This window comes from Agrobacterium sp. LAD9 (genome assembly GCF_003031125.1).
Classification (GTDB): Bacteria; Pseudomonadota; Alphaproteobacteria; order Rhizobiales; family Rhizobiaceae; genus Agrobacterium; species Agrobacterium radiobacter.
Map to the genome: position 1 here is coordinate 346,366 of NZ_PHGS01000002.1, position 26,741 is coordinate 373,106.

Sequence of the window (26,741 nt, forward strand, 5' to 3'; positions counted from 1 at the left end):
TTACAAAAAATTCAGCAACGATACAGTTTGCTGGGAATTGGCTGAGAATGCCGTTTATGGATTGAACAGCTTTTCAGTATGTTTTTTTAGCAATAGACGAACAGTGAAATACGTGGAAAGGCTGGTGTCAGGTAATGGCAAATCCCAGTCCGTTCCATAAAATGAAGTGATTCGGTCTCCGGGGGCTTGCCGTCCCATTTTGGTAAGCTTCTCGAATGGAATGATTCCATCCCGAGGTATAATCTCCCACTGGGAGCAAGAGGGCGTAGGCGATTGAAAGTCGATGTTGATATCCGCAGGCTGTCTGCCAAGCCTATGGAGGGCATGGGTAAGCCCTTGCCACGCGATCAGCTTGCTAAAAACGTCGCAGCCACGGCTGCTGCCGGTAACGTTGCAGGCGCACTGGATCTGCTCGTAACCTATGCTGGCGCCTCGCATTATCTGCTGGCGCGGGATGATCTTCTCGAAGAAACCGGACTGAAATTCATCGTCACCTCCGACTGGCCTTTTGATCTGGTCCGCAGGCTTGGCCTTGAACTGGCCAACAGCCAGAACAGATCAAGCGAAATGGAGAAATGCCTTTCGCTTCTGCAGCCGCGGCTGCTTTTCCTTCCCGATGATGTTGCTGTTCCCTACGGCATAGACCGGCAATATTCGGCACTCTCCTTCTGCGTGGGCCGCATCCGGCTTTCTCTGCTGCTGCTGTTTCCCGAAGAAGCGGTGCCTTCGCCGGAAAGACTGCGCGAAATCGCCCTGCTGACGGGTTATTGCGTCAGTTTCGGCATTGCCAGCGAAGCAAAGACCGTGCGCGATATCGATCTCACGGAGCGTGAGCTTGAGTGCCTGTTCTGGATCGCGGAAGGCAAGACAAGTGACGAAATTGCGATGATCCTTGGCATTTCACGCAATACGATCAATAATTACATCACAAGCGTGATGCGGAAAACCGCGACAAAAACCCGCTCGGAGGCAATTGCCTACGCCGTGCGCAACAACCTCGTATAATGGTCGGACGGATGGTACAGACGAAAGACAATGAGGGTACAGGTCAAATGGGCATGTTTTACCGCAGCCCTGTCGTGACGAGCCGGTCGGATCTGTTTCCGAAGCTTGTCGCCATGCAGAAGCTGGTCGGCGCGCGCAATTTCGTGGTGACGAAAGCTGCCGCTTCCGGTTTCCCGAACAAGAAGAAGTTGACCTGCGAGCTGGAAAACTGGGGCATGAATGCCGCAGAACAGAGCACGCAGTTCATCCGCGCCGTTGGCGATATTCTTCTCGATCATATCGAGACATCGCTTCTGCCGGTGATATGGCGCAACAAGAATGCCGGCGGCTTTGCCGATCTTCCCGATGTGCCCGCACTTCTGCGCCGCATCGAGAACGACACATTGCCCTATGCGGGGCTCGCCCTGCCGGTGCGGCTTGGCACCATCGGCAACGGTTATATCGTCTTCTGCGGCACCAACCTCGTTCTCGACAATGAGGTCGTGATCGAGCAGCACATCAAATGCTGCGAGATCATGGTGGACATGCTGGCGCTGGACGAGCGCAAGGCAGCACCCTCCGAAGCCCTGAGCGAGAGGGAAATCGCCTGCCTGCAACTGGCGGGGGATGGCCGTATCAGCGAAGAAATCGCGGTCAAGCTCGGGCTTTCCGTGCACACCGTCAACGCCTATCTCGGTTCGGCGACGATCAAGCTCGATTCCGTCAACCGTATCCAGGCGATCGCCAAGGCTATCAGGCTCGGTTATATCCATTGATGGCGGACGGGGTTTCCCGTCCCCCGAAGCCCGGCAGGCGCCGAACCGGCATTTGCGCACCCCCTAAAAGGCGCTATCGGCACTTCGCGTTTTTTTAACAGTTGCCTACTAGAACTTTTATAAGTTTGGCTTTGGGGAACTGTTTCATGCACAACCGGCTCTTTAAGTCCGTTGCTGGCAAGGTCGTCGCGTTGACGATCGGCCTGATCACGCTCAGCGTGGCGGCAGTTGGTTTTTCGACCTATATTCGCTTGAAGGACAACATCATCACCACCGCGCTGCGTGATACGCACAGCGCAATGCGCGGCATGTCTATCCTTTACGAGATGAAGGTCGGCGGCGTTGCCCTCGAAATGGTGGATGGCGAGCTCAAGAGTGTGGGTCGCGCCAGCATCGGGACGCTGCGCGACAACGATCTCGTCGATCGCACGGCTGCCGGCAACGGCGGTATCGCCACGGTTTTTGAGGCCAAGGCGGGCGAGTTTATTCGCGTCACCACCAATCTGAAAAACGAAAAGGGTGAGAGAGCAGCAGGCACCAAGCTTGCTACCGATCATCCCGCTTTCGAAAAGGTTTCCAAGGGTGAGGCCTATTTTGGCACTGCCACACTGTTCGGCACCAGTTACATGACCGGTTACATGCCTGTCGTGAACAAGACAGGCGCAACTGTCGGCATTCTGTTCGTGGGTGTTCCCATGGAGGTCTACAACGCGCAGATATATAGCCTGCGCGACATGATGCTGATCTGTGGCACGCTTGCCATGCTTGGCGTCGGACTGCTCGCCTATTTCGTCATCAAGCGCACGCTTCAACCTCTTGGCAAGCTGACCGAGGCGGTCAAGTCTCTTTCGGATGGCAATCTCGATACGCCGATCCCCTACGCCACCAACACCAATGAATTCGGCAATATTGCCCGCGCGCTGGTGATCTTCCGTGAAAATGCGCTCGAGAAACTGGCGATTGAGGGCAAAAGCGCCGAAGAACGCTCTGCGGCGGAGTCCGAGCGTCACCGCAACGATGCCGAGAAACAGGAACTGGACAGCCAGATCGAATTTGCGGTCGGCGAGATCGCCTCTGGTCTCGGCAGGCTGTCGCGTGGCGATCTGAGCCGCACGATCGAGACGCCTTTCGCTGGCCGTCTCGACCGTCTGCGCACGGATTTCAACGAATCCCTTCTCAACCTGCGCGATGCGCTGGGGCAGATTCGTGAGCGCACGCTCATCATCCAGCATAGCGGCTTTGAAATCGAGCAGTCGTCGGTCGATCTGTCGAAACGCACCGAAAATCAGGCCGCCTCGCTGGAAGAGACCGCTGCCGCTGTAGACGAAATCACCGTCACCGTCAGATCCTCGGCCGAGCGTGCGCGGGAGGCCAATGAGGCCGTGCGCATCACCAAGCAGAGCGCCGACAGTTCCGGTTCGGTCGTCAGCAACGCCGTCGACGCCATGGGCCGCATCGAAGATGCCTCGCGCAAGATCGAGCAGATCATCGAGGTCATCGACGACATTGCCTTCCAGACCAATCTTCTTGCCCTGAATGCCGGCATCGAGGCGGCGCGTGCGGGCGAAGCGGGCAAGGGTTTTGCCGTCGTGGCGCAGGAAGTGCGCGAGCTTGCACAACGCTCTGCCGACGCGGCGCGTGAAATCAAGCAGCTCATCAACCAGTCGACGCAGGAAGTCAGTTCCGGATCGAAGCTGGTGCAGGAGGCGGGCACCGTGCTTTCCGCCATCAGCCGGCAGATCGTCACCGTCAGCCAGCATGTCGAAACCATCGCCACGGCAACGCAGGACCAGTCCTCGGCACTTCATAACGTCAACAGTTCCGTCAACCAGATGGATCAGATGACCCAGCAGAACGCGGCCCTTGCCGAACAGTCGAGTGCGGCCAGCAGCATATTGTCCGGAGAGGTGGAAGCGCTGCTCGATCTCGTTCAGCGTTTCCAGATGGAACATGGCTCGGCGACCGGCAGGGATCGATTGAGCCGTGCGGCCTGACACGCTTATTCAGATGTAAACACCTCCCGGATCGCAACATCCGGGAGTTTTTTATTCTGCCGCCGCGCGGGCCGTGCTGGATATCTGGTTGATATAGGCCCGCAGCGCCGCCGGTTTGACCGGCTTGTGCTGAACGGAAATCCCGTATTTTTCGGCATCGCTGCGCACTTCCGGGCTGCGGTCCGCCGTTACAAGCAGGGCAGGGATCGTCTTGCCGTAAAATGTTCTGATGAGGCGGATGGCGCTGATGCCGTCGCCATCGTCCAGATGATAATCGGCGACGATGACATCGGGTGCTGCGGCCAAGGTGAGGAAGGGTTCCTCCAGCGTCGCCACGGAACCTGCGGGCAAAACCTCGCAACCCCATCCCGTCAGCAGCAGTGTCATGCCCTCGAGGATTTTCGGCTCGTTGTCGATGCACAGGACCCGGACGCCCTGCAGGCGGTCGCTGGCTGCGGGACTGGTTATCCCGCCATCGGCTTTGGCCGGCACGAGGCGGTCCGCCTCACGCGGCAGATGGATGCGGAAGGTCGTGCCTTTTCCGGGGGTGGAGGTCAGCTGTACCGGATGGTGCAGCATGCGCGACAGTCGGTCGACGATGGAAAGACCGAGTCCGAGGCCGGATGCCGTTCTTGCACCCTCGTCCAGCCGGGCAAATTCCTTGAAGACGGTGCGAAACTTGGATGAGGGAATGCCGATACCGGAATCCGTCACCTGAATGACGACTTCACCGCCACGGCGGCGCGCACCGACGATCACCTTGCCCCTCAGCGTATATTTGATGGCGTTGGAAACGAGATTCTGTATCAGACGCCGCAGGAGGTTGGGGTCGGAGCGGACCGTGAGCGAGGTCGGCATGACCACAAGGTCTAGGTTCTTCTCCTGCGCCATCGGTGCGAAATCGGTCTCGATGCGTTTCAGCAACTCATTCAGCGGCACGGATGTCATGCGCGCCTTCATCGAGCCGGTGTCGAGACGGGAAATATCGAGAACCGCACCGAGAATGGTCTCCACCGATTCCAGCGCCGAATCGATATTGTGGACGAGATCGCTTTCGCCTGAAGCACCAAGCCGTTCGACCAGGGAGGATGAGTAGAGTCGGGCGGCGTTCAGGGGTTGGAGAATGTCATGGCCGGCGGCGGCGAAAAAACGTGTCTTGCCGATATTCGCCTCGTCGGCGGATGCTCTCGCTTCCGCCAGCTCGCGGTTGACGCGGGTAAGCTCGACAGTGCGTTCCGCCACGCGCTGCTCCAGCGTCTCGTTTGCCTGTTTCAGCGCCTGATCGCTCGCAACACGCTGGGTGATATCGGTGAAGGTGGCGACGATGCCCTTGTCCGGCATGGTGTTGGAGCGCACTTCGATGATGCGCTCGCCGCCCGCCAGCACCAGCGAGAAGGGCAGGTCCATGGTCAGGAAGCTGGTGATCAGCTCATTCGTGTCACCGGCGGGCATATCGCCGCGTTCCTGCAGCATCGAAACGATATCCGTGAGCGGTACGCCGACCTGCCCGAACTGCTCGGGCAAATCCAGCAGCGTGCGGAAGCGCCGGTTCCAGATGGTCAGCTGTTGCGAACTGTCGAAAACGGCAATGCCCTGATCCATCTGCGCCAGCGCCGTCTGCAGCATGTCCTGGTTATATTGCAGGGCCTCGCTGGCCTGATCGAGCAGCCATGCCGTGTCCGCGCTGGTGTCTTCCGCCTTCTGAAGAATGATCGAAAGCACCAGGCGGGCGGAGGAGGAGCCGATGGCGCTGCCCAGCAGCTGTTCGGAGAAATGGATCAGCGCCATGTCCGCCGGCTGGTCGTCGTTGAGCTTCCTGCCCGCCGTCTTTTCATAAGTCGCAAGTGATCGCAGCATGCGCTCCTCGCCGAGATAACGGGCGACCGCGCTTTTGAGATCACCGACGCTGACGCGGGTTTTCCAGCCGCGCGTGGCGAATTGCGATTTCGAGTGACGCTTGACGAAGATGCCGGACTGGATGCGCTCCACCGGCCTCGGATTGCGCGAAAGCGAGCCGAGCACGAAGGCGAGGCTGTTGACGAGCAGGCTGAGAATGACCGCATTCACGAATGGGTCGGCTTCCGGCCCATTGAATACCGTGCTGCCGGAAAACAGGAAACCGAGAATATTGGCTGCCACCTCGGAATTGTCAGGCCCGCCGAAGCTTGGCAGGAACAGCAGATAGGCCCAGACAAAAAAGCCGGAACTCAGCCCCGCGATCGCACCGCGGGCATTGGCGCGCCGCCAGAACAGCCCGCCGAAAAGGGCAGGGGCCATCTGCGCAATGGCGGCGAATGCCAGAAGACCGATGGAGGCGAGGCCCGTGGCACTGTCGGCGGCGCGATAATAGCCATAACCCAGCAGCAGCACGGCAAAGATCGCCGTTCGGCGGATGTTGAGCAGCGTCTTGGCGAAATCGTCCCGGTGCGGTGAGCGGTTCAACAACTTCTGCCGCAGGAAGATCGGCATGACGATATCGTTGGAAATCATGATCGACAGCGCCACCGAAGCGACGATCACCATCGCGGTCGCCGCCGAAAAGCCGCCGATGAAGGTGATCAGCGACACGACCGGCATCTGATGATTGAGCGGCAATTGCAGCACGTAGAGATCGGCATCGCCATTGGCGCCGAGCGTCAGAATGCCGGCAAGCGCGATCGGCAGCACGAAGATGTTGATCGCGATGAGGTAGAGCGGCAGCAGGAACCCGGCCATACGCAGCTCTTCCGGCGTGCGGTTTTCAACCACCGTGACGTGGAACTGGCGCGGCAGCAGGATGATGGCGAAACCGGAAAGCAGCGTCATCACGATCCAGCGGCTGACGGGCGTGTGATAGGATATGGCCCGCATGGCCTGCTCATTATCCGTGGCAAGCTGCCACAGATGCGCGGGACCGTCGAAGAGGACGAAGAGTACGTAAAAACCGACGGTGCACATGGCGACGAGCTTGACCAGCGATTCCATCGAAATCGCCAGAATAAGCCCGTCCTGATGTTCGGTGGCATCGGTGTGGCGGGTGCCGAACATGACGGCAAACCCCGCCATGACGATGGTGACGACCAGTGGCAGATCGAGGAAATAAAGATTGCCGCTGCCAATGCCGTAATCGCCGGGATCGACCATTGTCGCCACCGAGCTGGAAACGGCTTTCAGCTGCAGCGCGATATAGGGAATGGCGCCGACGAGCGCGATGATGGCGACGATCATCGCCACGGTGGAATTCTTGCCGTATCGGGCGGCGATGAAATCCGCGACGGAAGTCAGTTTTTCCGTTTTCGCCAGTTCAACGATGCGGCGGATGATCGGCATGCCGATGGTGAAGGCGAGGATCGGCCCGGTATAGATGCCGAGAAATTCCAGCCCCCTGTCTGCCGCGAGCCCCACACCGCCGAAATAGGTCCAGGACGTGCAATAGATTGCCAGGCTGAGCGCATAGACGAACGGACGCCCCTTTTTCGGAGCGTTTCTGTTGCGGCTGTTCCTGTCCCCATAGCTTGCAACCGCAAACAGCAGCAGGACATAAGCGAAGGCCGAACCGAATATGATCCACCCAGGAAGCACGCATCCTCCCCGTGCAAGAGTTCCCTGATATCAGCATAGGCGAATTCCGGGCCGTTGAGAATGAGCGCGGTCTGATCATAAAGTTCAAGGCGCGCGTGCAAAAAAGCTAATAAATGCAATCCCGCGGATTCCAAATGATGCCCGGACCCTATATGGTTGAGCGCGTAGGGACAGTCACATAGCTTCAGCTCGCGAAGCAGGAGAGAGGGACAATCTGAATGCTTAACGAATTTAAAACCTTCATTGCCCGCGGCAATGTCATGGATCTGGCCGTGGGTGTTATTATCGGTGCGGCTTTCAGCAAGATCGTCGACTCCGTCGTCAACGATCTCATCATGCCGATCGTGGGGGCGATCTTCGGCGGGTTCGATTTTTCGAACTACTTCCTGCCGCTGAGCTCCAGCGTCAATGCCACCTCGCTCGCCGCCGCCCGCGATCAGGGCGCCGTCTTCGCTTATGGCAGCTTTCTGACGGTTCTCATCAACTTCCTTATCCTCGCCTGGATCATTTTCCTGATGGTCAAGGGCGTCAACAAGCTGCGCGATTCGGTTGAGCGCAAGAAGGTTGAGGAAAAGGCGGAAGCAGCTCCGCCGCCGGAAGACGTCAAGCTTCTCACCGAAATCCGCGATCTGCTGAAGACGCGTTGATTGCCGGCATTATCCCCGGCCTGATTTGCCGGCTCACGCGGCCGGCGGTCTCCTGCCGGGGGTGATCCATAAAGAAAATCCATGATCGCCTCACGGAATATCATGCACATGGCTGGTTCGATGCGATAAGAAGGCACCAAACGGAGTGTCTTTAATGTCCATTTTGAACAGTCTGAGTGCGCGCTCTCTGGCGGCTCCCGAGAGCGGCATTGTTGAAGTCGTGAATTATGCCCGGGGGCGAGACAATCTCCTGCCGCTCTGGGTCGGCGAAGGTGATCTGCCGAGCCCGGACTTCATCAATCAGGCCGCCATCGATGGGCTGAACAATGGCGAAACCTTCTACACCTGGCAGCGTGGCATTCCAGAATTGCGCCAGGCGCTGAGCCGTTATTACGAACGCCATTTCGCGGCATCGCTGCCGCCGGAGCATTTTTACGCTACCGGTTCCGGCATGCAGGCGATTGTGCTTGCCGTGCAGGCGCTGACCTCGCCCGACGACGAAATGGTCTATCTGTCTCCGACATGGCCGAATATCGTTGCCGCCATCGGTGTGGCAGGTGCGAAGGCGGTTCCGGTGGGTATCGATTTCCGCGACGGCAGCTGGGATCTCGATATCAACAGGCTGGAAAGCGCGATCACCGGCAAGACGAAGGCGCTTTTCATCAATACGCCCTCCAACCCGACCGGATGGACGGCGACGCGCGATAATCTTCGTGATGTTCTGGCACTCGCCCGCAAACATGATCTGTGGATCGTCGCCGACGAGATTTATGCGCTTTATCATTATTCCGGCAGCCGTGCGCCGTCCTTCCTCGACGTCATGGAGCCGGATGACAAGATCGTCTTCGCCAATTCCTTTTCGAAGAACTGGTCCATGACCGGCTGGCGTGTCGGCTGGCTTGTTGCCCCGCCGGCCATCGGTCAGGTCATCGAAAACCTCATTCAATATTCCACTTCAGGCGTGGCGCAGTTCATGCAGCGCGGCGCAGTCGCCGCCCTCGATCACGGTGATGGTTTCGTGCGCGAGAATTACGAACGCGCTCTGACCTCCCGCGACATTCTCTGCGATGCGCTCATCGCGACGAACCGTGTGGAAACCCTGAAGCCCGATGGCGCTCTCTATGCCTTTCTCAAGATAGACGGCGTGACGGACAGCCGGGCCACGGCGCTCGATATCGTCGACAAGACCGGGGTCGGGCTTGCGCCCGGCACGGCCTTCGGTCCGGGAGGGGAGCTGTTTCTCCGTGCCTGCTTCCTGCGCAACCCAAAGCAGATAGAAGATGCGGCCGACCGGCTGGCATCCTATATCCTCGGCAGGTAAGCGTCGCCTCTGCGTACAATGGTTTCCCCTGCCGCGCCGGGATCGCGCTACGGTAGGGAAATCGGCAACAAAATCACAGCGAATACCTAAAACTGCAACCCCACGGCGCAACCATCGACGTGGGGGATTTTCTGTGCTATGCGCTCCTTGTTCCATTTATGAGAACATTTTCATCTAATAAATAAAAAGCACCTCATTGCGCTAACCAATCGTAAGCCACCTTTTTAATGGAGCTGGGGATCGGTCGCGTATTCGCTGTGCAAGTAATCAATGATGAAGAATTATTGGCTTTGATGGGGTCAAGAAAAGCAAACAGGGAAGTATTGTCATGGCTGTTCTGGTCACGGGTGGGGCCGGCTATATAGGAAGCCACATGGTGTGGGCTTTGCTCGATGCCGGGGAAGAGGTCGTTGTTGTCGACCGGCTTTCGACGGGGTCGCGCTGGGCAGTCGCGCCGGCGGCGCGTTTTTATCTGGGCGACGCGGCGGATCGCGCCTTGCTCGACCAGATTTTCGAAGAAAACCAGATCGAGACCATCTTCCACTTCGCGGGTTCCGTCAGCGTCCCTGAATCGATCAGCCAGCCGCTCGAATATTACGAAAACAACACGGGCACGACCCGCGCTCTCGTTGCGGCGGCAGTCGGCCACGGTATTCGCAATTTCATCTTCTCGTCGACAGCCGCCGTCTATGGAAACCAGCCCTTTGATGGCCCGGTTCCTGAAACCGCGATCCTCAGCCCTGAAAACCCCTACGGCCTGTCGAAACTCGCCTCCGAAATCATGCTGCGCGATGTCGTGCAGGCGCATGATTTCAATTACGTGGCGCTGCGGTATTTCAACGTTGCCGGAGCCGACCCGCAGGGGCGCGCCGGGCCTTCTCCCACCGGTGTGGCAAACCTCATCAAGGTCGCCTGCGAAGCCGCTACCGGTCGCCGCGACCGGGTGGAAGTTTACGGAACGGACTACCCGACCGCGGATGGCACCGGCGTTCGCGATTATATTCATGTCAGCGACCTGATCGACGCGCATATGCTGGCCATGGCGCATCTGCGTGCCGGTGGCGGCACACGCACGCTCAATTGCGGTTATGGCGTTGGTTATTCGGTTCTTGATGTCCTGCAGGCCGTGCAGCAGGAATCGGGTTGCGATTTCCCGATCATCCATTGTCCGCGCCGCCCGGGCGATATTGCGGCCATGGTGGCGGATTCGGCGCGCATCCAGTCGGAGCTGGGCTGGCGTCCTCGCTTCAACGATCTGGTGACCATCGTTCGCACTGCGCTCCAGTGGGAGGCCAAACGCCAGGCCCAGCAAAGCGACAGGATTCCGCCGGTGCGGCGCAAGCTGGCGGCAATAGGCTGAGAGGACTTTGCGTTACCGAAAGCGGTCTTTCCTGAGGGAAGGATAGAGCGCCGGCCGATCCAGTGGAGCGGCCGGTCGAAGCCAGTGATCCCTGTCAAAGAAGCTGCGTGTCAGCTTCAACCCCGGCGATTGTTCGCTTGTGAGCAAAATCACGTTCAGGCGATGGGGTGCCGTCGGTTCCGGTTTTATGGAAACCGAAATACCGAAATGTTGTGCCTGATAGGGCTGCATCCGGCCTGCCGGTTCAAGTATGTTCGCCAGATCAGCCCACCGGGTTTGTTCCACGATCATGGCGAGTGCTTCATCAAGCTTTGTCAGAACGGCAGTCCCATCCGGCGTCTTCGGCGCAACGGCCTTCATCCTGATGGAGCGAACCTCGCCGGACGCTTCGCCCCTGATCTCGAGGAAGAGCGAGGCCCGCTCGGCCGGGCCTGCCGCGTTCGCCACCGCAAGATCGGCCATGCACTCGAAATTGCGGATGTTGACCGGGCTTGCGTGCCAGCCATGTGGGTTGGAAAAACCTGCGGCAGTAAAGCGGTCGCAAAGCTCCTTGCCGGAAAGGACGAAATCGCGTGCGAAAGATGACCTGTCACCCCCTTGCTCGAATTTCAGAAGATGGGGCGGCAGAGAGACTTTTTGGGCGACTAGTTTCTGCCGCTTGACGGGCTTCATCTTCGGCGGGGGTTCCGCGGAGCGTGTCGCGGATGCCAGATTGAGATAAATCAGCAGGCTTTTGAGATGCTTCCTGTCATTGGCCAGCAGCACCGTCGCCCCGATGGCAAGACAAACGGCCAGCACCGCAAACAGCAGCGCGCCGGAGCTCACTCTTTTCTGCAAGCCTGCGTCCATCGCAAGACCTTAAGGGGCTGGCGGAAAGGCGTCAGCCGGTTTTATATGGCTTTTCGGACTATCGGCAGCCCGGTGAATATATGGTGTGAGCGAAGGCTCTGAAAATCTTATGCAACTCACCGCCGAAGTTTCCGGCGGTGCAGGTCTTATTCGCCGTTGTTCTTGGCCGTGTCCTGTCCAACGGCGCTGCTTTCATCGTCTGCGACCGGAATGGCGTAGGAGCCGTTCAGCCAGCGGGCGAGATCAAGCGAGCGGCAGCGATCCGAACAGAAAGGATAGTCTTCCCGTGTCGAGGGCCGCCCGCATTCAGGGCATGGCTGGGATTTGCGCAGCGGCGTGACGTTTCCGGCGCCTTCGGGAGATTTTGCCATGGCCTATCCTTCGAGCCAGCCCGAAGTCACCTCAAATCCTTCTCCGGAAAGAAGCGACATCGTCTCATAAAGCGGCAGGCCGACGACATTGGTATAAGAACCGGTCAGCTTTTGCACGAATGCGCCGGCAATGCCCTGGATGCCATAGGCTCCCGCCTTGCCGCGCCACTGGCCGGAGGCGATATAAGCCTCGATTTCGCGCGTGGAGAGGCGCTTGAAACGCACCTTTGTCTCCGCCACCTTCTGTCGGATCTTGCCGCCGGGGGTGACGAGGCAGATGCCGGTATAGACCCAGTGGCTGCGTCCCGAAAGAAGATGCAGCGCAGCCGAGGCCTCTTCCGTATATTCGGCCTTGCCGACGATGCGGCGACCAACGGCGACCACCGTATCGGACCCCAGAACATAGGAGTCTTTCCACACCTGTTCGTTCTTCAGCGCCGCCTGCGCGGCTTCCGCCTTCTGCAATGACAGACGACGGCAGAGCGTGCGCGGATGCTCAAGCTTGGCCGGGGTCTCGTCGATATCCATCGGCATCAGACGTGCCGGTTCGATACCGATCTGATGCAGCAGTTCCAGACGCCGCGGCGAGCCGGATGCCAGAACGAGCTTTTGTTTTGAATTGGTCATTGCGCTGCCCGGGCGTCCGTTGCGGAACGTGGATTACTTGAAGCGATAGGTGATGCGGCCCTTGGTGAGGTCGTAAGGCGTCATTTCGACCAGCACCTTGTCGCCGGCGAGAACGCGGATACGGTTCTTGCGCATGCGGCCCGCCGTGTGGGCGATGATTTCGTGGTCGTTCTCAAGCTTCACGCGGAATGTTGCGTTCGGCAGCAATTCGGTTACGATGCCCGGGAATTCAAGGACTTCTTCTTTTGTCATGTAAGGGTTTTCTTCCTGTTGATAGTGCCGGACATATCGAGTCCGGGAAAATTGCGCGGAAACTACACAATCCCGGCACATTTGTGAACCTCTAAAGCATCGGCTTGAAAATCGCGATTGATTTTAACAGGCCGAGGCAGTTTTCAGTCTTTTGAAAGCGTATCCGCCACCGGCTGCTGCCGTCCCGGCAGGCGTTCCGAGATCAGCTTTGCCAGATGGTCCCGCACCTCGCGATAGGCGTCGAGGATTTGCTCGCGCGTGCCTGTTATTACCGTCGGGTCCATGGTCGGCCAATAGACCACGTCGAGCGAATTCGAGCGCGTCAGTTCCAGTGCGGCGTGATGGGCTTCGGGTGTCAATGTAATGATCAGATCGAAAAAATCATCCTCGATCTCGTCCAAAGTGCGCGGTTTGTGCTTGCCGAGCGAAAATCCCTGTTCTTCCAGTACGGCATCCACGAAAGGATCGCGCTCGCCGGCGCGCACGCCCGCCGACTGTATATAGATGCCGGGCGCCACCAGCCGTTTGGCGATGACCTCCGCCATGGGGGAGCGAATGGAGTTCATGCCGCACATGAAGAGGACCGATTTGGGCGCTCGTCCCTCGTTTGGCGCTGCGGCAGGATCGATCATCTCTAACCCCGCCAATAAAGCACGCAGACAAGGGTGAAGAGGCGGCGCGCGGTATCAAAATCCACCTTGATCTTGCCGGAAAGCCGATCCATCAGCGTTTGCGAGCCGTCATTGTGAATACCGCGCCTGCCCATGTCGATTGCCTCGATCTGGCTCGGCGTGGAGGAGCGGATAGCCTCGTAATAGCTTTCGCAGATCAGGAAATAATCCTTGATGATGCGGCGGAACGGCGTCAGCGACAGGATATGGATCGCGACATCCTTCTCGTCTTCCGTTCTGATCGAGAAAACCAGCTTGGCGTCGACGAGCGAGATGTGCAGCCGGTAAGGCCCGCCGGCATGGCCAAGCGGCTCAAAGGTGTTTTCCTCGATCAGATCGAAAATGGCGACGGCGCGTTCATGCTCCACGTCGGGCGTGGACCGGCCGATGCTATCGTCCAGTACCACGTCGCAGAGCCGGAAATCGCCTGAAGCCATCGCTTAACTTTCCGGATTGAGGCGAATGGAGACCGAACGCGCATGTGCGTCCAGCCCTTCGGAACGGGCAAGAGTGATCGCTGCCGGCGCAAGCTGGCGCAGCTGCTCGGGCCCAAGCCGCAGGATCGAGGTGCGCTTGACGAAATCCAGCACTGAAAGGCCGGAGGAGAAGCGCGCCGAGCGGGCCGTCGGAAGAACATGGTTGGAGCCCCCGACATAATCACCGATCACCTCCGGCGTGTGGCGTCCGACGAAGATCGCACCCGCATTGCGAATGTGGGCCATCAGGGCATCCGGATCATCGATGGCAAGTTCCAGATGCTCGGCGGCGATGCGGTTGGCGAGCGGAATGGCGTCGGCGAGCTTTTCGACCAGAATGATCGCGCCGAAATCGGCCCAGCTTGCCGCCGCCGTTTCGGAACGCGACAGGCGCTTCAGCTGCCGCTCGACGGCCGCCTCAACGGCCTTGCCGAGTTCGGCATTGTCGGTGATCAGGATCGATTGCGCGCCGCGATCATGTTCCGCCTGCGCCAGAAGATCGGCAGCCAGCCAGTCCGGATCATTGTCCTTGTCGGCAATGACAAGCACTTCAGAAGGCCCGGCGATCATGTCGATGCCGACAGTGCCGAAGACCTGGCGCTTTGCGGCGGCCACATAGGCATTGCCGGGGCCGACGATCTTGGCGACCGGCGCGATGGTTTCCGTGCCATAGGCAAGCGCTGCCACGGCCTGTGCGCCGCCAATACGATAGATTTCCTCGACGCCTGCGATACGCGCGGCGGCAAGCACCGCCGGATTGACCGCGCCGCCATTGGCCGGCACGACCATGACGATACGTTCCACGCCGGCAACCTTTGCCGGCACGGCGTTCATCAGCACCGAGCTTGGGTAGCTGGCCGTGCCGCCGGGCACATAAAGGCCCACGGCTTCGATCGCCGTCCAGCGCGAGCCGAGGCCCACGCCGATCTCATCCTCATAGATATCGTCCTTCGGCATTTGCCGCGCATGGTGTTTTTCGATGCGCCGGGCCGCGAGTTCGAGGGCTTCGATGACGCTCGCATCGACCGCTGAAAAGGCGGCGTCGATTTCGTCCACTGTCACCCGCATCGAGACCTTGGAAAAATCGATGCCGTCGAATTTCTGGGAATAATGGGCAAGGGCGGCATCGCCGCGATGGCGGACATCGTTGATGATGTCGCGAACGGTCGCGTTGACGTCTTCGGAAACTTCTCTCTTGGTTGTCAGGAAAGCCGCGAATTTCTGTTCGAAATCAGCCGATGCCCGCTCCAGCCAGATTGCCACGCCATTACCCTTTCATTGTCCCCGCGGGAAATCCCGCGAGGTGTACGAACTTGCCACAGAAAAATTGCGGCTCTGGTATGTGGCATAAATCGAAACGGCAAGGAAAGGCAACCGTTGCGAAGGCTTGCAACGTTTATTCGCTGTCGGGATGATGCGGTTTGGTAGTGGTTTCCCAGGCGCCGCTCACATCGGTCAGCTGCGCCTCGATGCATTCGACATCGAGTGCGATGGCGCCGCCGCCGGACAGCGTCAGTTCCACCGCGCCATCAGGCCCTTCGCCATTCTGGACGAAGCGGATGGCGAGAAGCGAAAGCACTTGTTCCTTGTCGTCGCGGTTGATGCCGTGCGAGCGGACAGCGGAGACGCGCTTCAGGAAAACCACGCTGCGGCAGCGCTCCGGCGGCAGGCTCTTTTTCTCAGTGCTTTCCCAGACGAAACGGTTGGCGGAAAGCGTGAATTGCCCGTGTTTCGGCTCGAAGGCAACGTCCTTCAGCTTGAAGACGCTGTCCTGCATATGCGTCGAAATGACGGAGAGATCTTCAGTATCCAGCGCCAGCAATTTCAGGCCGCTCATCGTTTTCTTCCTTCTTCTGCGGTGCGGACCGCTATTTCCATGACTTACAATGGAAATAGGCAGTCCGGGGCCACTCTGCAACGGGTAGAAAACGGATGAGCGGTGATGAAAGGATCAATCGCTGACGCGTTCGACCAGCGCACCGCAGCGGGTGAGCTTTTCTTCGAGGCGTTCGAAGCCGCGATCGAGGTGGTAGACCCGCGAAACCATGGTCTCACCTTCCGCCACGAGGCCGGCAATGACCAGCGAGACGGAAGCGCGCAGGTCGGTCGCCATCACTGGCGCACCCTTCAGACGGGAGACGCCTTCGATGCGGGCCATCTGGCCGGAGAGCGAAATCTTCGCGCCGAGGCGGGCCAGTTCCTGGACATGCATGAAGCGGTTTTCAAAGATGGTTTCGGTGATATGCGAGACGCCCTGCGAACGGGTCATCAGCGCCATGAACTGCGCCTGCAGGTCGGTTGGGAAGCCGGGGAAGGGCTCCGTCACGATATCGACCGGCTGGATGCCATTGCCGTTGCGCACGACGCGCAGGCCTGTCTCCGTATCGCTGATGGTAGCGCCTGCGAGCCGCAGCGTATCGAGCGCGTTGTCGAGCAGCGATGCGCGTGTGCCTTCCAGCACCACGTCACCACCGGCCATGGCGACCGCCATGGCATAGGTGCCGGTTTCGATACGATCCGGCAGAACCCGGTGGCGTGCGCCGGAAAGCGAGGTGACGCCTTCAATGGTGATGGTGGAGGTACCGGCGCCTTCGATCTTCGCGCCCATGGCAGTCAGGCACTGGGCCAGATCGACCACTTCCGGTTCGCGCGCGGCGTTGTGGATAACGGTGGTGCCGCGGGCAAGGCTTGCCGCCATCAGCATCACATGCGTCGCGCCGACGGAAACTTTCGGGAAGGTGTAGACGGCACCGATCAGGCCGCCCTTGGGCGCAGTGGCGTTGATGTAACCGCCATCGATCTCCATCGTCGCACCGAGTGCTTCAAGGCCCTCGATGAACAGGTCGACCGGGCGTGTGCCGATGGCGCAGCCGCCGGGCAGCGAAACGCGGGCGCGGCCCTCACGCGCCAGAAGCGGGCCGATGACCCAGAAGCTCGCGCGCATCTTGGAAACCAGCTCGTAAGGCGCTGTCGTGTCTACAATGGTGCGGCAGGTGAAATGCACGGTGCGGGAATAGGCTTCGCCCTGGCTTTCGCGGCGGCCGTTCACGGAAATATCGACGCCGTGATTGCCGAGAATGCGGATGAGCTGCTCCACGTCGGCCAGATGCGGCACGTTTTCGAGCGTCAGCGTGTCGCTGGTGAGAAGCGATGCGATCATCAACGGCAGGGCGGCGTTTTTAGCGCCGGAGATGGGAATGATGCCGTTTAGCTTGTTGCCACCCGTAATTCTGATGCGATCCATGCGTCCCTACGGGCCTGTGCCCGCCTTTCTTATAGTGCCTTGCGGAAAGGCGCGTCCTTAGACGAATTTCCGCGGCGTTTCAATTTTATGCTGATGAATTCTCTAAGAGGATGATTCGTCCGTTTTTGCGGCAGGCAGGCCAATAGTATCGTCCTCTTCGCCGGCACGGCGCGCACGAACCTGCTGTTTGCGCTTCAAAAGATTTTCACGAAGCTTCTTGGCCGCCCGGGCCTTGCGCTCCACCTCGCGCTGCCGCGCCTTTTCGCCAGGCCCCGCCTGCGGCTTGCCGTCGGCCACCGGGGCGGATGCTTCTGCGGAAGCGCCGGCGGAAACCGCTGCCTTTGCCTGTTTGTCATGATGTTCGTTCATAGATTCAGCAATATCTGAAAAATGCATTTTTCAACAGGGGGCACGCTTTTTTGCCCCGCTTGATGAAGAATATCGTTTTGCGACTTGCGCTCGTCAAAAACCTATGGCAATAGGCCGCCACGCTTGATGCTGAAGCAAACGCTTCGGCACCGGATGCTGCTATAGCTCAGGGGTAGAGCACTCCCTTGGTAAGGGAGAGGCCGAGAGTTCAAATCTCTCTAGCAGCACCATTTTCCCCACAATTTCAAATACTTACGTAACAGCCTGCACCTGTCAGCGACTCTAAGGATTGTCTCTACAGACCCTTGCTGTGTCTCTGGCAACCTCACAGGTTTGTCTCTTGACCTGAAATTGCGCATTTCGACCGCGTAAGCCGCCGTATCCGGCAGGCGCGACACCCACTTTGAGCTAGCCTCATCTCGAGGTATGACAGCCGATTGGTTCTTGCCGATTGGTTCTTGCAGATCGCCATCATACGCTTCCTCCGTCGAACTGATGGGAGCAATAGCGATGAACAAGGACACCCTCAGCCTGCAGGACCTCACCGATGCCGGATTGAGAAAGGCGCTTTTTAGGGACATGAGCAAAGCACTGTCCGGTGAAATCGCACGAGGCATGTGCGAGGATGGACCTAGTTCGATTGCCAAGTTAATGGAACGGGCATTTCAAACAGGTCTGGCGATGAGAGCCGTTCCCGGTCTCGATTCCTCAAGGGAAGGCATCCCTGCTCCCCTAACAGAAGACGATTTGCCCACATCGCTAAAGCGGCAGCTTTACAAATTCAGGCTCATCCTGGGATTTGCTTTGAATGGTTTGAGACGACGAGAACCTACAGTGAGAGGCATGGTGCTTGTTATGCCCCCGCGGCGTGCGACACACCGCGATGAATGGCTCTCACCTGTCCTGAAGCAGAGTTCTCCATTCAGTTTGAATGCCGTCAATGAAATGCTTCGGCTGGGACTGTATGAGCGTCCGCAGGAACTGAGCAGCGGATGGATGATGACCTTCATGACTGAATGGGGCTTCGAGTTTCTGTTGACTGGAGCAACCCACGGCCTCGAGGACCGGGTGCCGGGTTCGTCAGGAACCTATGGGGCATTCAAGTCACTCATGGAGAGTGTGACGCCATCCGAGTTATTTCAACATGCGGCGGCGGAACTCGGATATGTCGAGGAAAAAGAGATAATAGTGTCAGCCCTCGCTTCTCCCATGCGGTTCTAAGTGATCGTCGTGGAGCGCATCAACGAAAAGACGCATTTTCCGATGCAGCGAAAACGTTAGCCGCTGGTATGCGGCCAAGTTCTTGAAGCGTGGGAAAAAAAGCGTCAAAACACTTGAAGGCTACACGTAATCAAGCTATCTAGGGATTGGCTAGTGAGTCCACAGTCTCAACCGGACGCCTGCGAGCACTTCGCGGGTATCCTAAGCGCGGTCTAAACGCGCGGCAACTTGGCATAGCCAAAAATTTCCATGGCCCTCGCTCCGCGGGGGCCATTTTCGTTGGTAGGTATCCATTGTCAAACGCGCTTGTTCTTCTCGACGAAAGTGGCGACTTAGGATGGCAACTTGACCTCCCGTATCGCCAAGGGGGATCAAGTCGGTATTTCACCGTCGGTGCGATAGTTGGCATAAACGATAATCACAGAGTCCCAGGCAAGGTCGTCAAAGCTCTCAGGAAGGAGTTTGGCTGGACCTCCAACAACGAGAAGAAATGGATCGGCATAGGCTCAGGCGTCCGGCGGTCCTTTGCGCATCGAGCCGTGAGCATGGTCAAGGAAAACCCGCGGGTTCATATGCTCGTCGCAGTGATCGATAAACAGAAGGTGCCGAAACATATCCAAGGGCACTTCCATCTTTTCTATTCTTGGATGGCATCGTCTTTGATTGGCCCGACCGTTCGTCACCTGCGCCAGGTTTCGATATGTCCTGACGAGCTTAATGCCGGTCTAGGTTACGACGTTCTAATCGAGAGCATCCTCCGCAAAGATTTGTGGTTTCATATGAGGTCACAAACCGAAGTCAGCAGGATCATTAGATCGAAGCCTCTCGAGGATGGCCTGGCATTCTGTGACTACCTTGCCGGCACATTCCAGAGCCATTTCGAGGACGGAGATTCCGAAGCCTTCAACATTCTAAAGGATCACGTGTACCTGCATTTGCCGTGGTCATAAGTCCAGCATTAGGTAGCAAATGCCACAAGGTTTTGAGTTTGGAGACTACTTTCTCTCATTGTGAAACAGAGAGTTGAAGTAGCGAGTTCGAACGGCGAGTTAAAGGTATATCTGGCGGAATTGGAAGCGATGCGTGCCGAACAAGCGGCGATCCAAATAAGCCGTTAAAAGGGATATAATATCAATAATATCCCTTTTAACGGCTGCAATCCGCCTAGCAAGCGGGTTGCGCGATCTAAAAGGTCATGCGGCGGCCGAATTGGAAGCCAATGGAGTGTTTTCGTGCGCGCCACTTGACAGTTCGCTAAATGTTTTCTATCTGTTCATGCTATGTTTACACGGGCACACTCCATCTTTCGAATACCGCACTCACTCTGACGCCAAAGAGTTGAGTAGCCGGCTTTTCGTAGGGTGTGTGATGAGTATCCCGAGTGTTGCACCATTCGGACGTGCGAAAGAGCCGTCCAGCAGATTTCCCTACCCCTCTGTTTGTATCTGCGCGAGCTCCGCATCGACCCACCCTGGTCGTGTCCGGGTTTACCCTTTCCGTCAGCGAATACGGCTCCGTAGCCTCCTCTCCTGAATGCAATTCCACCGAGGGATCAAATTGATCTCTACGACGAAAGGTTAAAAGTCCACGCGTTCGCGTCGTATTTTAACCTTTCGTTTAGAAATCGCCGGTATCCAGGGCTCAAGACGCAATGAGCCCCCCGGATACGGGGTTCGGAGGGTCCGGAAAAGGGACAGGTGTCCCAATTCCTTCGAACCGATCGGGGTCGTCCCGACGGTAACCGGAACCACAGGTTCCCATTTTTCGCATGCTGGATGAGCGAACACTCGTCCAGTCCCGAGGGCTCCCCAACAAGGGGCGACTCCGGGGTCAAAGGTCATCCCGCCAAGGGGCGACTCCGAGATCATGCGAAGCATGTCAGTGTTACCGAGGTCGAAGGAGCCCCTGATGAACTTCAAGAACCGCATCGCCTGCAAGCTCTATATGAAGCGCGAGCTCAACGCTGTTGCTTCGCTCGCCGCCATCATTTCCAAAGAGGTACGCGTCAGCACCGACACGGGGGCGGTCGGATACTCGGCTCCATCTAGCCAATCCGCTCGTGAAGATGCCGAGAGCTTCCGCTACGTAGCCCCACACCCCGGCCTCGCCACCCGCAAGCCCGCACTCAAGCAGGCCAAGACGTCTCGCGGTCATTCGATCTTCCGCGGCATCATTCTCTGGCACGAAAGCCTTCTCGAGCTTCGCGTCTCCTACCTGCTCCAGACCTGGCACAACGTCCGCGAAATCCATTCGCAGTATCCCCGCGTCACCTACATCGACGCGGATGGTCGCACGCGCACCCACACCTTCGACTACTACGTCGTGTTCGAGGACGGCCGGCGGCTGGCGATCGCCGTCAAGATGAACCGCAAGCGCGCCTCGATGCTCGACATGCTGACCCGCATCGAGAACGATGGCATCTCACACAAAGGCGGACGCCGCCTGGCCGACGAGACGCGCCTGATGACCGAGAAGGACGGTACGGTCGCCTCCTTCCACAACTGCTCCGAAATCCTCGCCTCGCGCGAGACGTGCAATCCCGCAGCGGCAGATGAACTTCGCAAAATCGTCCGTCGCATGACTGGACGCTTCAGATTCATGACCCTCCTCTCCGGATGCCAGAACGTGGCCGCCCGTCGGGCCGCCATCTGGCATCTCATCGACCTCGGCGAACTCCTTCCCGAAGGCATCGGTCGGATCGACGAACTGACCTGGTTCATAACCGGCATGGCCAATCCCATGCCGTCTGAGCCTACCCAGTCCGTCACGACACGAAAAGGAGAGCGTACGTGTCCTACAGTCATCCCCTTCCGACCCGTACCCACACCCATTCCCTCGTTTCTATGGGGCGCACCGACCGCTATCAGGAAGGCACGAGGAACTACATCCCGGTCTTCTCGGACAGCCTGACCTATACCTTTGCGCACGAGGAAGACCTCGCTCGTACAATGGTGCGAACCCGTCAGGACGTATGGGATCGTCTCCACGCCGGAGATGCCGACGTCTATTACTATCACCACAGCGCGCCCATCCAGCGCACGCTGGCCATCCATGGCGACAAGACGCTCAACGCCTTCGATCCTAAGGTTCGGTTCGCGGCTCGCCTGCGCGAAAAGCTGATCGAGCGGTACGAAACTGCGTGCAGGGACGCGAAAAAGAAACTGCCGTTCTCAGTTAAGCTCCAGCCCATGCTCGACGAATGGTGGGAAAAGGAACTCCTCGGTCCCGACGCCAAGAACAAGAATGGTCGTCGACGCCGCACGGGTCAGACCGTTGTCAAAATCTCCAACGGTCCGAGCTGGAAGACGTTCAAACGCGACTACGACAAGTATATTGCGGCAGGACGCAATCCCGTAGTGTTTGTGCCGTTGCATCACGGCCCGGGGAGCCGCACGGTAATTCCGTGCCGCGCGAGCGAACTTTTTCATCAGAAGATGGCTCGTGAGTACCTGAGCCGCCTCCGGCCCACGCCGGCGCAGGTTCATCTTGCTTATCTCGCGGAGCGGGACGGGGAGAATGACAAGCGTCGTGCTGCTGGCCTCTCCGAGCTCCTGGAATTCTCGCTTACCAAGACAAAGAACGCGATCAACCGGTTCGATGCCTTTGAAGTCATGGCCAGCCGGGAAGGAGAAGAGGCTGCCCTAAAGTACTTCCGCGATGTCAAGGCGAGCTTCGATGTCGAGCGCCCCGGCGCTCTGGTCGAAATCGACGAATGGAAGGGCGACCTCATTACGCTGCTGGTTAAGACAGGCGTATGGGCGCATCTGCCGGACGTGTTCGTCAAAGCCTTGCCTAAAACGCTTCGAATCTGCGTGACCGTAGCCATCGACGTCGCCACCAGATACGTACTCGGCGTGAAAATTACGCCGACCCCGTCGGCCGAGGCAATCGCTGGCGTGCTGCGCATGGCGATGACCGACAAGACCGATCTGTCGCGAATGGTTGGAGCCGAAACCGCTTGGTCGGCCCGCGTGAAGCCCGACCTCGCGTCGATGGACAACGGCGGGCCAATGCTTTCCGACCACTTCATCACGGGCGCTCAGTCCATCGGCGTGACCGTCGTTCGCCAGCCTGCGGGCGATCCCGCGCGCCGGCCGTTCATCGAGCGGCTGTTCGGGATCATCGGCCCGCTGATCACGCACTTCCTCGACGGCCGCACGTTCGCCTCCGTGGAGGAAAAGGGTGACTATGAGGCCGAGGCTCACGCGAGCGTGTTCCTGGACGAATTCGCGAGGATCATCATCTTCGCGATCTGCGACATCTATCACCGCAAGCGCCAAAGCGGCCTCGGAGGCAACACCCCGCATAACGAGTGGGTCGAGGCTACCGGCTCTATCGAGATCAAGTATCCGCCCAGCCAGCTTCGTATGATTGCGGCGTTTGGTTATCCCACGACTGCGACGATCCAGAAGGACGGTATTGTCGTCTGCGGTGTGACGTTCCGTGATGAACGGCTCAATGCGCTCCGCCGCCGCATCGGCCAGAAGCCGATCGACGTGATGTACGACCCCATGTACGCGCGCCACGTCCTGGTGAAGGCGAAGGACGAAACGGAATACTTCGCCGTCGAAAACGTCCTCGGCCTGGATCACACCGTGTCATTCCACGAATGGCTGGCCGTCCTCAAGGAAGAGCGCGACGAGATCGCGGAGAAGACGAAAGAGGACCTCAAGATCATGTACGCGGGTATCCGTCGCATGCGCCGCACCGGCGAGGCCGCCACCATCCGCGCCAACCTTGGCGCTCGCATTCCAACGGCCGAGGACATGGAGCGGCTCAATCGCGAAGTTGTTCGCGGTTGGGAAGCGAACTGCGAGGCTGACGAGGTGATGGAGCCCGCCCCCAATACTGAGCCTCCGGGCGCTCTGCTGCTTGAAAATCAGCGTAGCGACCAGGAACTAGCGGAACAGGCCCGCGCCGAAGCGGTCGAAAAAGTGCGCTCACGCTCGAAGTTCGACGAACAGGAGGATGACTGATCATGGCTACCAAGAAGGTCAATCCAGATGCAATCCGGGAGCGTAGTGCCGAGCGATACTTCGAATCTGGCCGCGACAAAGTTCTCAGCGGGTTCATCGAGAAGCTGCGCAAAAACGCCAAGGCCCTCGAAAGAGGCCGTGGTTCACAGCGCAGGTCGCTGTTCGTCATCGGCGAGACCGGAAGCGGTAAAACCCGGTCGATCACGCGCATCCTGCCGCTGATCGGGGAATGGCAGCCATCCAAGGACGAATACGGCGACGATGTCACGCCGCTGATCTGCATCAAGCCGCCGAAGCCCTGCAACATGCGGGCGCTTGCCATCGAACTCCTGACCGCCATGCGTGTTCCGGTGAAAGGCCGGAAGACGGACCCGGAGCTTTGGGTATTCCTCAAAGAGCAGCTGAGGGAACGTGGCGTGAAGGCGATCTGGATCGACGAGATGCAGGACGTCCTTCGCAATAACACACCCAAAGCAATCCAGGCGGTCCAGGACGTTCTCAAGGCGCTGGTTCAGATCGATGGCTGGCCGATCCACACGATCTATTCTGGCGTGCCGGCGCTCGCTACCTTTCTCCAGGGGGATCGGCAGCTTGCTCGCCGGTCATACGTCATGCGGTACGAGCCCATGGAGTATCCCGAGGACGAAGAGTGGATCGAAAAAATCATCGAGACCGTCACTGTCGAAGACTGTGGCATGTCCCGCGCGGACGATACGCAGACCGACGTCTTCCGCGAGAAGCTCTGCCGTGCAGCGAGTGGGGCATTCGGGCAGGTGGTCGAGCTCGTTCAGGAGGCGTGCTTCAGAGCGGCCGATGCTGGTCGGTCGCAAGTCAAGCTGTCCGACTTTTCGAAGGTCTACGAAGAGATGACCGGATGCACGCGTCGCGACAACGTGTTCGTCGCTCCGAACTGGCGCGAAATCATTCCCGCCAACGCGCTCGACGACATCACACCACCGGTGAAAAGCAGGAGGGCAGCATGAGACTTCCTGTACACGTCGCGTTCCACCCCGACTCCGAGACGCCGCTCAGCCTCGCGTCACGGTTGGCGCGTGCCATGGGCTGTTCGTCCGTGGCTGGCCTCATGGGCCACAGCACAATTCAGGCCGTTGCTCGGGGAGACGAAAACGCAATCAGGATGCTGTCCTCATGGTCAGGGGTCTCGGTAGACAAGCTCCGGCGTTTCGCGGTGCCTACCAGCGAGGAAGCCGGGGAATGGCGGCTCGGCGACGCCGTTTTTCGCAAGGAGATGAGGGTGGCGGGGCGGTTCCGTTTCTGCCCTCGTTGCCTCGCCGAAGACATGGACAAGGGCAGCGGACGACCGCAATCACGGCCATTCGAGCGTGCTTCGTGGTTGACGCGTGCCATCACGGCCTGCACCCACCACCGCGAGCTTCTCGTTGAAGCAGGGGGCAATGCCCCTGCGAACGATGTCGCCCTGTTCGCAGCAGAAAGCTGGCATTTGGAATGTCAGCCTGGCGGTCCAGCGGATGAGACGGAGTTGGAAGTTGATGCGTACATCGAAGGGCGCATCGCGGGAAACCGTATCCAGTCATTCATCGACCGTCAGGAGGTCCACGTGCTGCTTATGCTCTTCCAGTTTCTCGGATCGCTCCTTCACAACCGTCTTCCTTCCTTCATCGTCGGCGGAAAGGCGGCCTCGACAATCGGCGGCCGGGCCGCCGGCTTCCTGGTCGCGAGGGAAGGACGGGAAATGGTCGAGAGGGTGGTGACGGACGCGATCGATCTGCATCGGCCAGCCGCCCAAACCATCACGGAGTTCTTCGGCCCTATGGTCCGTCACCTTCGTCGCAATGCCGTCGTACCGGCTTACGCCGAAATCGTCGGGCTGTTCCAGGACCTCGTAGAGCGCCATGTGCCGGTCGGGCCGGGAGATCGCTTTATCTTCCCCGTCCAGCGTCGACATCTCCATTCGGTGCGGTCGGCCGCCGTGGACTATGCATTGGATCGCAAACGGGTCAGGAAGCTTCTCGAGGAGGAGGGCGTCATCAGCCACTCTAAGCTCTCGGATAGGCGCGTCTACTTCTCGGTCGCGGACGCAGACGGAATCCTCGGCGACACGGCTGACAATTTGACCACGGTAGAGGTTTCAGCCTTGCTGGGAACCCATGAAAACCGTGTTCGCGACTTCATCGAGCGGGGGTTGCTTGTTCCGTCTGAACGAGGTGCCAAGGGTGAGCGCCCTTTCTATCGTGTGTCGAAGGCCGCTCTCGACGGATTTCGTCGTCGCCTATTTGAGCGGACCTCTCTGGCGGGGGAAGGCCATGGTCTTGTCTCGCTCACTACCGCCTGCCAACGGAAGAGCCTTACCCAGGCCGACCTTCTCGAAATGATCCTTGACGGCAAACTGACCGGTGTGGCCCGCGTCGACGACTCGATGACGGTGCGGAGCCTTCTCGTCGATCTCCGAGAACTTCCTGTATCTGCGGAGGGCAACCACGGTGAAGACGATTACGGCAACGGGGGCGTCTACCTCAACATGACCGACGTCAGGAACGCGCTGGCGACCACCGACGCGACCGTCGCCGCACTGGTCAAGCACCGTGTTTTGCCTGTCGAGTCCAGGACTAATCCGAGAACTCGCAGGCCGCAGTCATTCATTCATCGGGACACCGTGGACGCCTTCCTCGACAGCCATCGGTCACTACACATCATCGCGAGAGGATGGGGGCGCAATATTGCTTGGATGAAGGACGAGCTCGACCAGAACGGGATGAAACCGATTTTCGAGACGTCGGGAAAAATCGCGAGGTACTATCGAAAGGAAGACCTAGCTAGGGCGTCGTTGCTACCGCCGAACGTTTAGGTTTGTCTCCGAGATTTTCATATCGAAGCCCGCGATCAGCGGGCTTTTTTGTGTCTGCCGATACGATAGAGACAGACCTGTGAAGTTGGGAAAGACATAACAAGTTCACCGGCTCATGGTCTGCGCAATAGAATCAATAGGTTACATGCGCCTCAGAGACAATCCTTAGGAGTTCTGACAGCACCGCTCGCATGCGGCATGTGATGTATGCCCGC

Annotated in this window: 22 protein-coding genes and 1 tRNA gene; 12 read left to right on the forward strand and 11 right to left on the reverse strand. The window is 58.7% G+C overall.

The features are described from left to right. The first annotated feature begins 273 nt into the window (after positions 1–273). The 3 genes from visN to DA915_RS02545 all read left to right on the forward strand — a co-directional run bounded on the left by visN (position 274) and on the right by DA915_RS02545 (position 3,754). Entirely contained in the window at positions 274–1,005 is a 732-nt protein-coding gene (gene visN / locus DA915_RS02535) for a transcriptional regulator VisN (protein ID WP_003503463.1), read from the forward strand. A 53-nt stretch (positions 1,006–1,058) separates the two neighbouring features. Next, positions 1,059–1,760 carry a transcriptional regulator VisR gene (gene visR / locus DA915_RS02540; RefSeq protein WP_034496317.1) on the forward strand — a complete coding sequence of 234 codons (702 nt, stop codon included), beginning with the start codon at positions 1,059–1,061 and terminating at the stop codon, positions 1,758–1,760. 146 nt (positions 1,761–1,906) lie between these two features. Further along, positions 1,907–3,754, forward strand: a complete 1,848-nt coding sequence (locus tag DA915_RS02545) for a methyl-accepting chemotaxis protein (protein WP_107675074.1) — start codon at positions 1,907–1,909, stop codon at positions 3,752–3,754. Between the two features lie 51 nt (positions 3,755–3,805). Here DA915_RS02545 and DA915_RS02550 read toward each other — a convergent pair whose 3' ends face one another. Further along, the gene (locus DA915_RS02550) at positions 3,806–7,315 is read right to left on the reverse strand and encodes a hybrid sensor histidine kinase/response regulator (protein ID WP_107675075.1); all 3,510 of its coding nucleotides are present in this window, start codon (positions 7,313–7,315) and stop codon (positions 3,806–3,808) included. 218 nt (positions 7,316–7,533) lie between these two features. Between DA915_RS02550 and mscL the strand changes: the two genes are divergently transcribed. The 3 genes from mscL (at position 7,534) to galE (ending at position 10,643) form a co-directional block, all read left to right on the forward strand. Continuing rightward, complete coding sequence (gene mscL / locus DA915_RS02555) at positions 7,534–7,962, forward strand: large conductance mechanosensitive channel protein MscL (protein WP_003503459.1); 429 nt, start codon at positions 7,534–7,536, stop codon at positions 7,960–7,962. A gap of 154 nt (positions 7,963–8,116) precedes the next feature. After that, the gene (locus tag DA915_RS02560; protein ID WP_107675076.1) at positions 8,117–9,283 is read left to right on the forward strand and encodes a pyridoxal phosphate-dependent aminotransferase; all 1,167 of its coding nucleotides are present in this window, start codon (positions 8,117–8,119) and stop codon (positions 9,281–9,283) included. Between the two features lie 328 nt (positions 9,284–9,611). After that, complete coding sequence (gene galE, locus DA915_RS02565; protein ID WP_060722890.1) at positions 9,612–10,643, forward strand: UDP-glucose 4-epimerase GalE; 1,032 nt, start codon at positions 9,612–9,614, stop codon at positions 10,641–10,643. Positions 10,644–10,655: 12 nt separating this feature from the next. Here galE and DA915_RS02570 read toward each other — a convergent pair whose 3' ends face one another. From DA915_RS02570 to DA915_RS02615, 10 genes are all read right to left on the reverse strand, one after another. Continuing rightward, the gene (locus tag DA915_RS02570) at positions 10,656–11,492 is read right to left on the reverse strand and encodes a DUF6030 family protein (RefSeq protein WP_192886386.1); all 837 of its coding nucleotides are present in this window, start codon (positions 11,490–11,492) and stop codon (positions 10,656–10,658) included. A 146-nt stretch (positions 11,493–11,638) separates the two neighbouring features. Further along, entirely contained in the window at positions 11,639–11,863 is a 225-nt protein-coding gene (yacG, locus tag DA915_RS02575) for a DNA gyrase inhibitor YacG (protein ID WP_003503455.1), read from the reverse strand. Between the two features lie 3 nt (positions 11,864–11,866). After that, positions 11,867–12,490, reverse strand: a complete 624-nt coding sequence (locus tag DA915_RS02580; RefSeq protein WP_060727005.1) for a Maf-like protein — start codon at positions 12,488–12,490, stop codon at positions 11,867–11,869. 33 nt (positions 12,491–12,523) lie between these two features. Beyond that, positions 12,524–12,742 carry a translation initiation factor IF-1 gene (gene infA, locus DA915_RS02585; RefSeq protein ID WP_003503453.1) on the reverse strand — a complete coding sequence of 73 codons (219 nt, stop codon included), beginning with the start codon at positions 12,740–12,742 and terminating at the stop codon, positions 12,524–12,526. Between the two features lie 143 nt (positions 12,743–12,885). Continuing rightward, positions 12,886–13,374, reverse strand: coding sequence for a low molecular weight phosphatase family protein (locus DA915_RS02590; RefSeq protein ID WP_003503450.1), 489 nt, complete (start codon positions 13,372–13,374; stop codon positions 12,886–12,888). Positions 13,375–13,376: 2 nt separating this feature from the next. Beyond that, positions 13,377–13,850, reverse strand: a complete 474-nt coding sequence (locus tag DA915_RS02595; RefSeq protein ID WP_003503448.1) for a UPF0262 family protein — start codon at positions 13,848–13,850, stop codon at positions 13,377–13,379. Between the two features lie 3 nt (positions 13,851–13,853). Then, complete coding sequence (hisD, locus tag DA915_RS02600) at positions 13,854–15,152, reverse strand: histidinol dehydrogenase (RefSeq protein ID WP_107675077.1); 1,299 nt, start codon at positions 15,150–15,152, stop codon at positions 13,854–13,856. A 133-nt stretch (positions 15,153–15,285) separates the two neighbouring features. Further along, on the reverse strand, positions 15,286–15,726 hold the full coding sequence (locus DA915_RS02605) for a DUF2948 family protein (RefSeq protein ID WP_003503446.1): 441 nt from the start codon (positions 15,724–15,726) through the stop codon (positions 15,286–15,288). Between the two features lie 114 nt (positions 15,727–15,840). After that, positions 15,841–17,133 carry a UDP-N-acetylglucosamine 1-carboxyvinyltransferase gene (murA, locus tag DA915_RS02610; RefSeq protein WP_003503445.1) on the reverse strand — a complete coding sequence of 431 codons (1,293 nt, stop codon included), beginning with the start codon at positions 17,131–17,133 and terminating at the stop codon, positions 15,841–15,843. A 102-nt stretch (positions 17,134–17,235) separates the two neighbouring features. Continuing rightward, complete coding sequence (locus DA915_RS02615; RefSeq protein ID WP_099085659.1) at positions 17,236–17,502, reverse strand: hypothetical protein; 267 nt, start codon at positions 17,500–17,502, stop codon at positions 17,236–17,238. 155 nt (positions 17,503–17,657) lie between these two features. Between DA915_RS02615 and DA915_RS02620 the strand changes: the two genes are divergently transcribed. The 6 genes from DA915_RS02620 (at position 17,658) to DA915_RS02650 (ending at position 26,526) form a co-directional block, all read left to right on the forward strand. Further along, a tRNA-Thr gene (locus tag DA915_RS02620) sits at positions 17,658–17,732 on the forward strand. 280 nt (positions 17,733–18,012) lie between these two features. Next, the gene (locus tag DA915_RS02625) at positions 18,013–18,723 is read left to right on the forward strand and encodes a hypothetical protein (RefSeq protein ID WP_107675078.1); all 711 of its coding nucleotides are present in this window, start codon (positions 18,013–18,015) and stop codon (positions 18,721–18,723) included. A gap of 293 nt (positions 18,724–19,016) precedes the next feature. Continuing rightward, positions 19,017–19,673, forward strand: coding sequence for a DUF3800 domain-containing protein (locus tag DA915_RS02630; protein ID WP_153064516.1), 657 nt, complete (start codon positions 19,017–19,019; stop codon positions 19,671–19,673). A gap of 1,839 nt (positions 19,674–21,512) precedes the next feature. Beyond that, on the forward strand, positions 21,513–23,699 hold the full coding sequence (locus DA915_RS02640; protein WP_153064517.1) for a DDE-type integrase/transposase/recombinase: 2,187 nt from the start codon (positions 21,513–21,515) through the stop codon (positions 23,697–23,699). Between the two features lie 2 nt (positions 23,700–23,701). Continuing rightward, a complete protein-coding gene (locus DA915_RS02645; protein WP_107675082.1) occupies positions 23,702–24,682 on the forward strand; it encodes an ATP-binding protein in 981 nt (326 codons plus the stop codon). Beyond that, complete coding sequence (locus DA915_RS02650; protein ID WP_192886387.1) at positions 24,679–26,526, forward strand: TniQ family protein; 1,848 nt, start codon at positions 24,679–24,681, stop codon at positions 26,524–26,526. The genes DA915_RS02645 and DA915_RS02650 overlap by 4 nt, the downstream gene beginning before the upstream one ends. Positions 26,527–26,741: the final 215 nt, after the last annotated feature.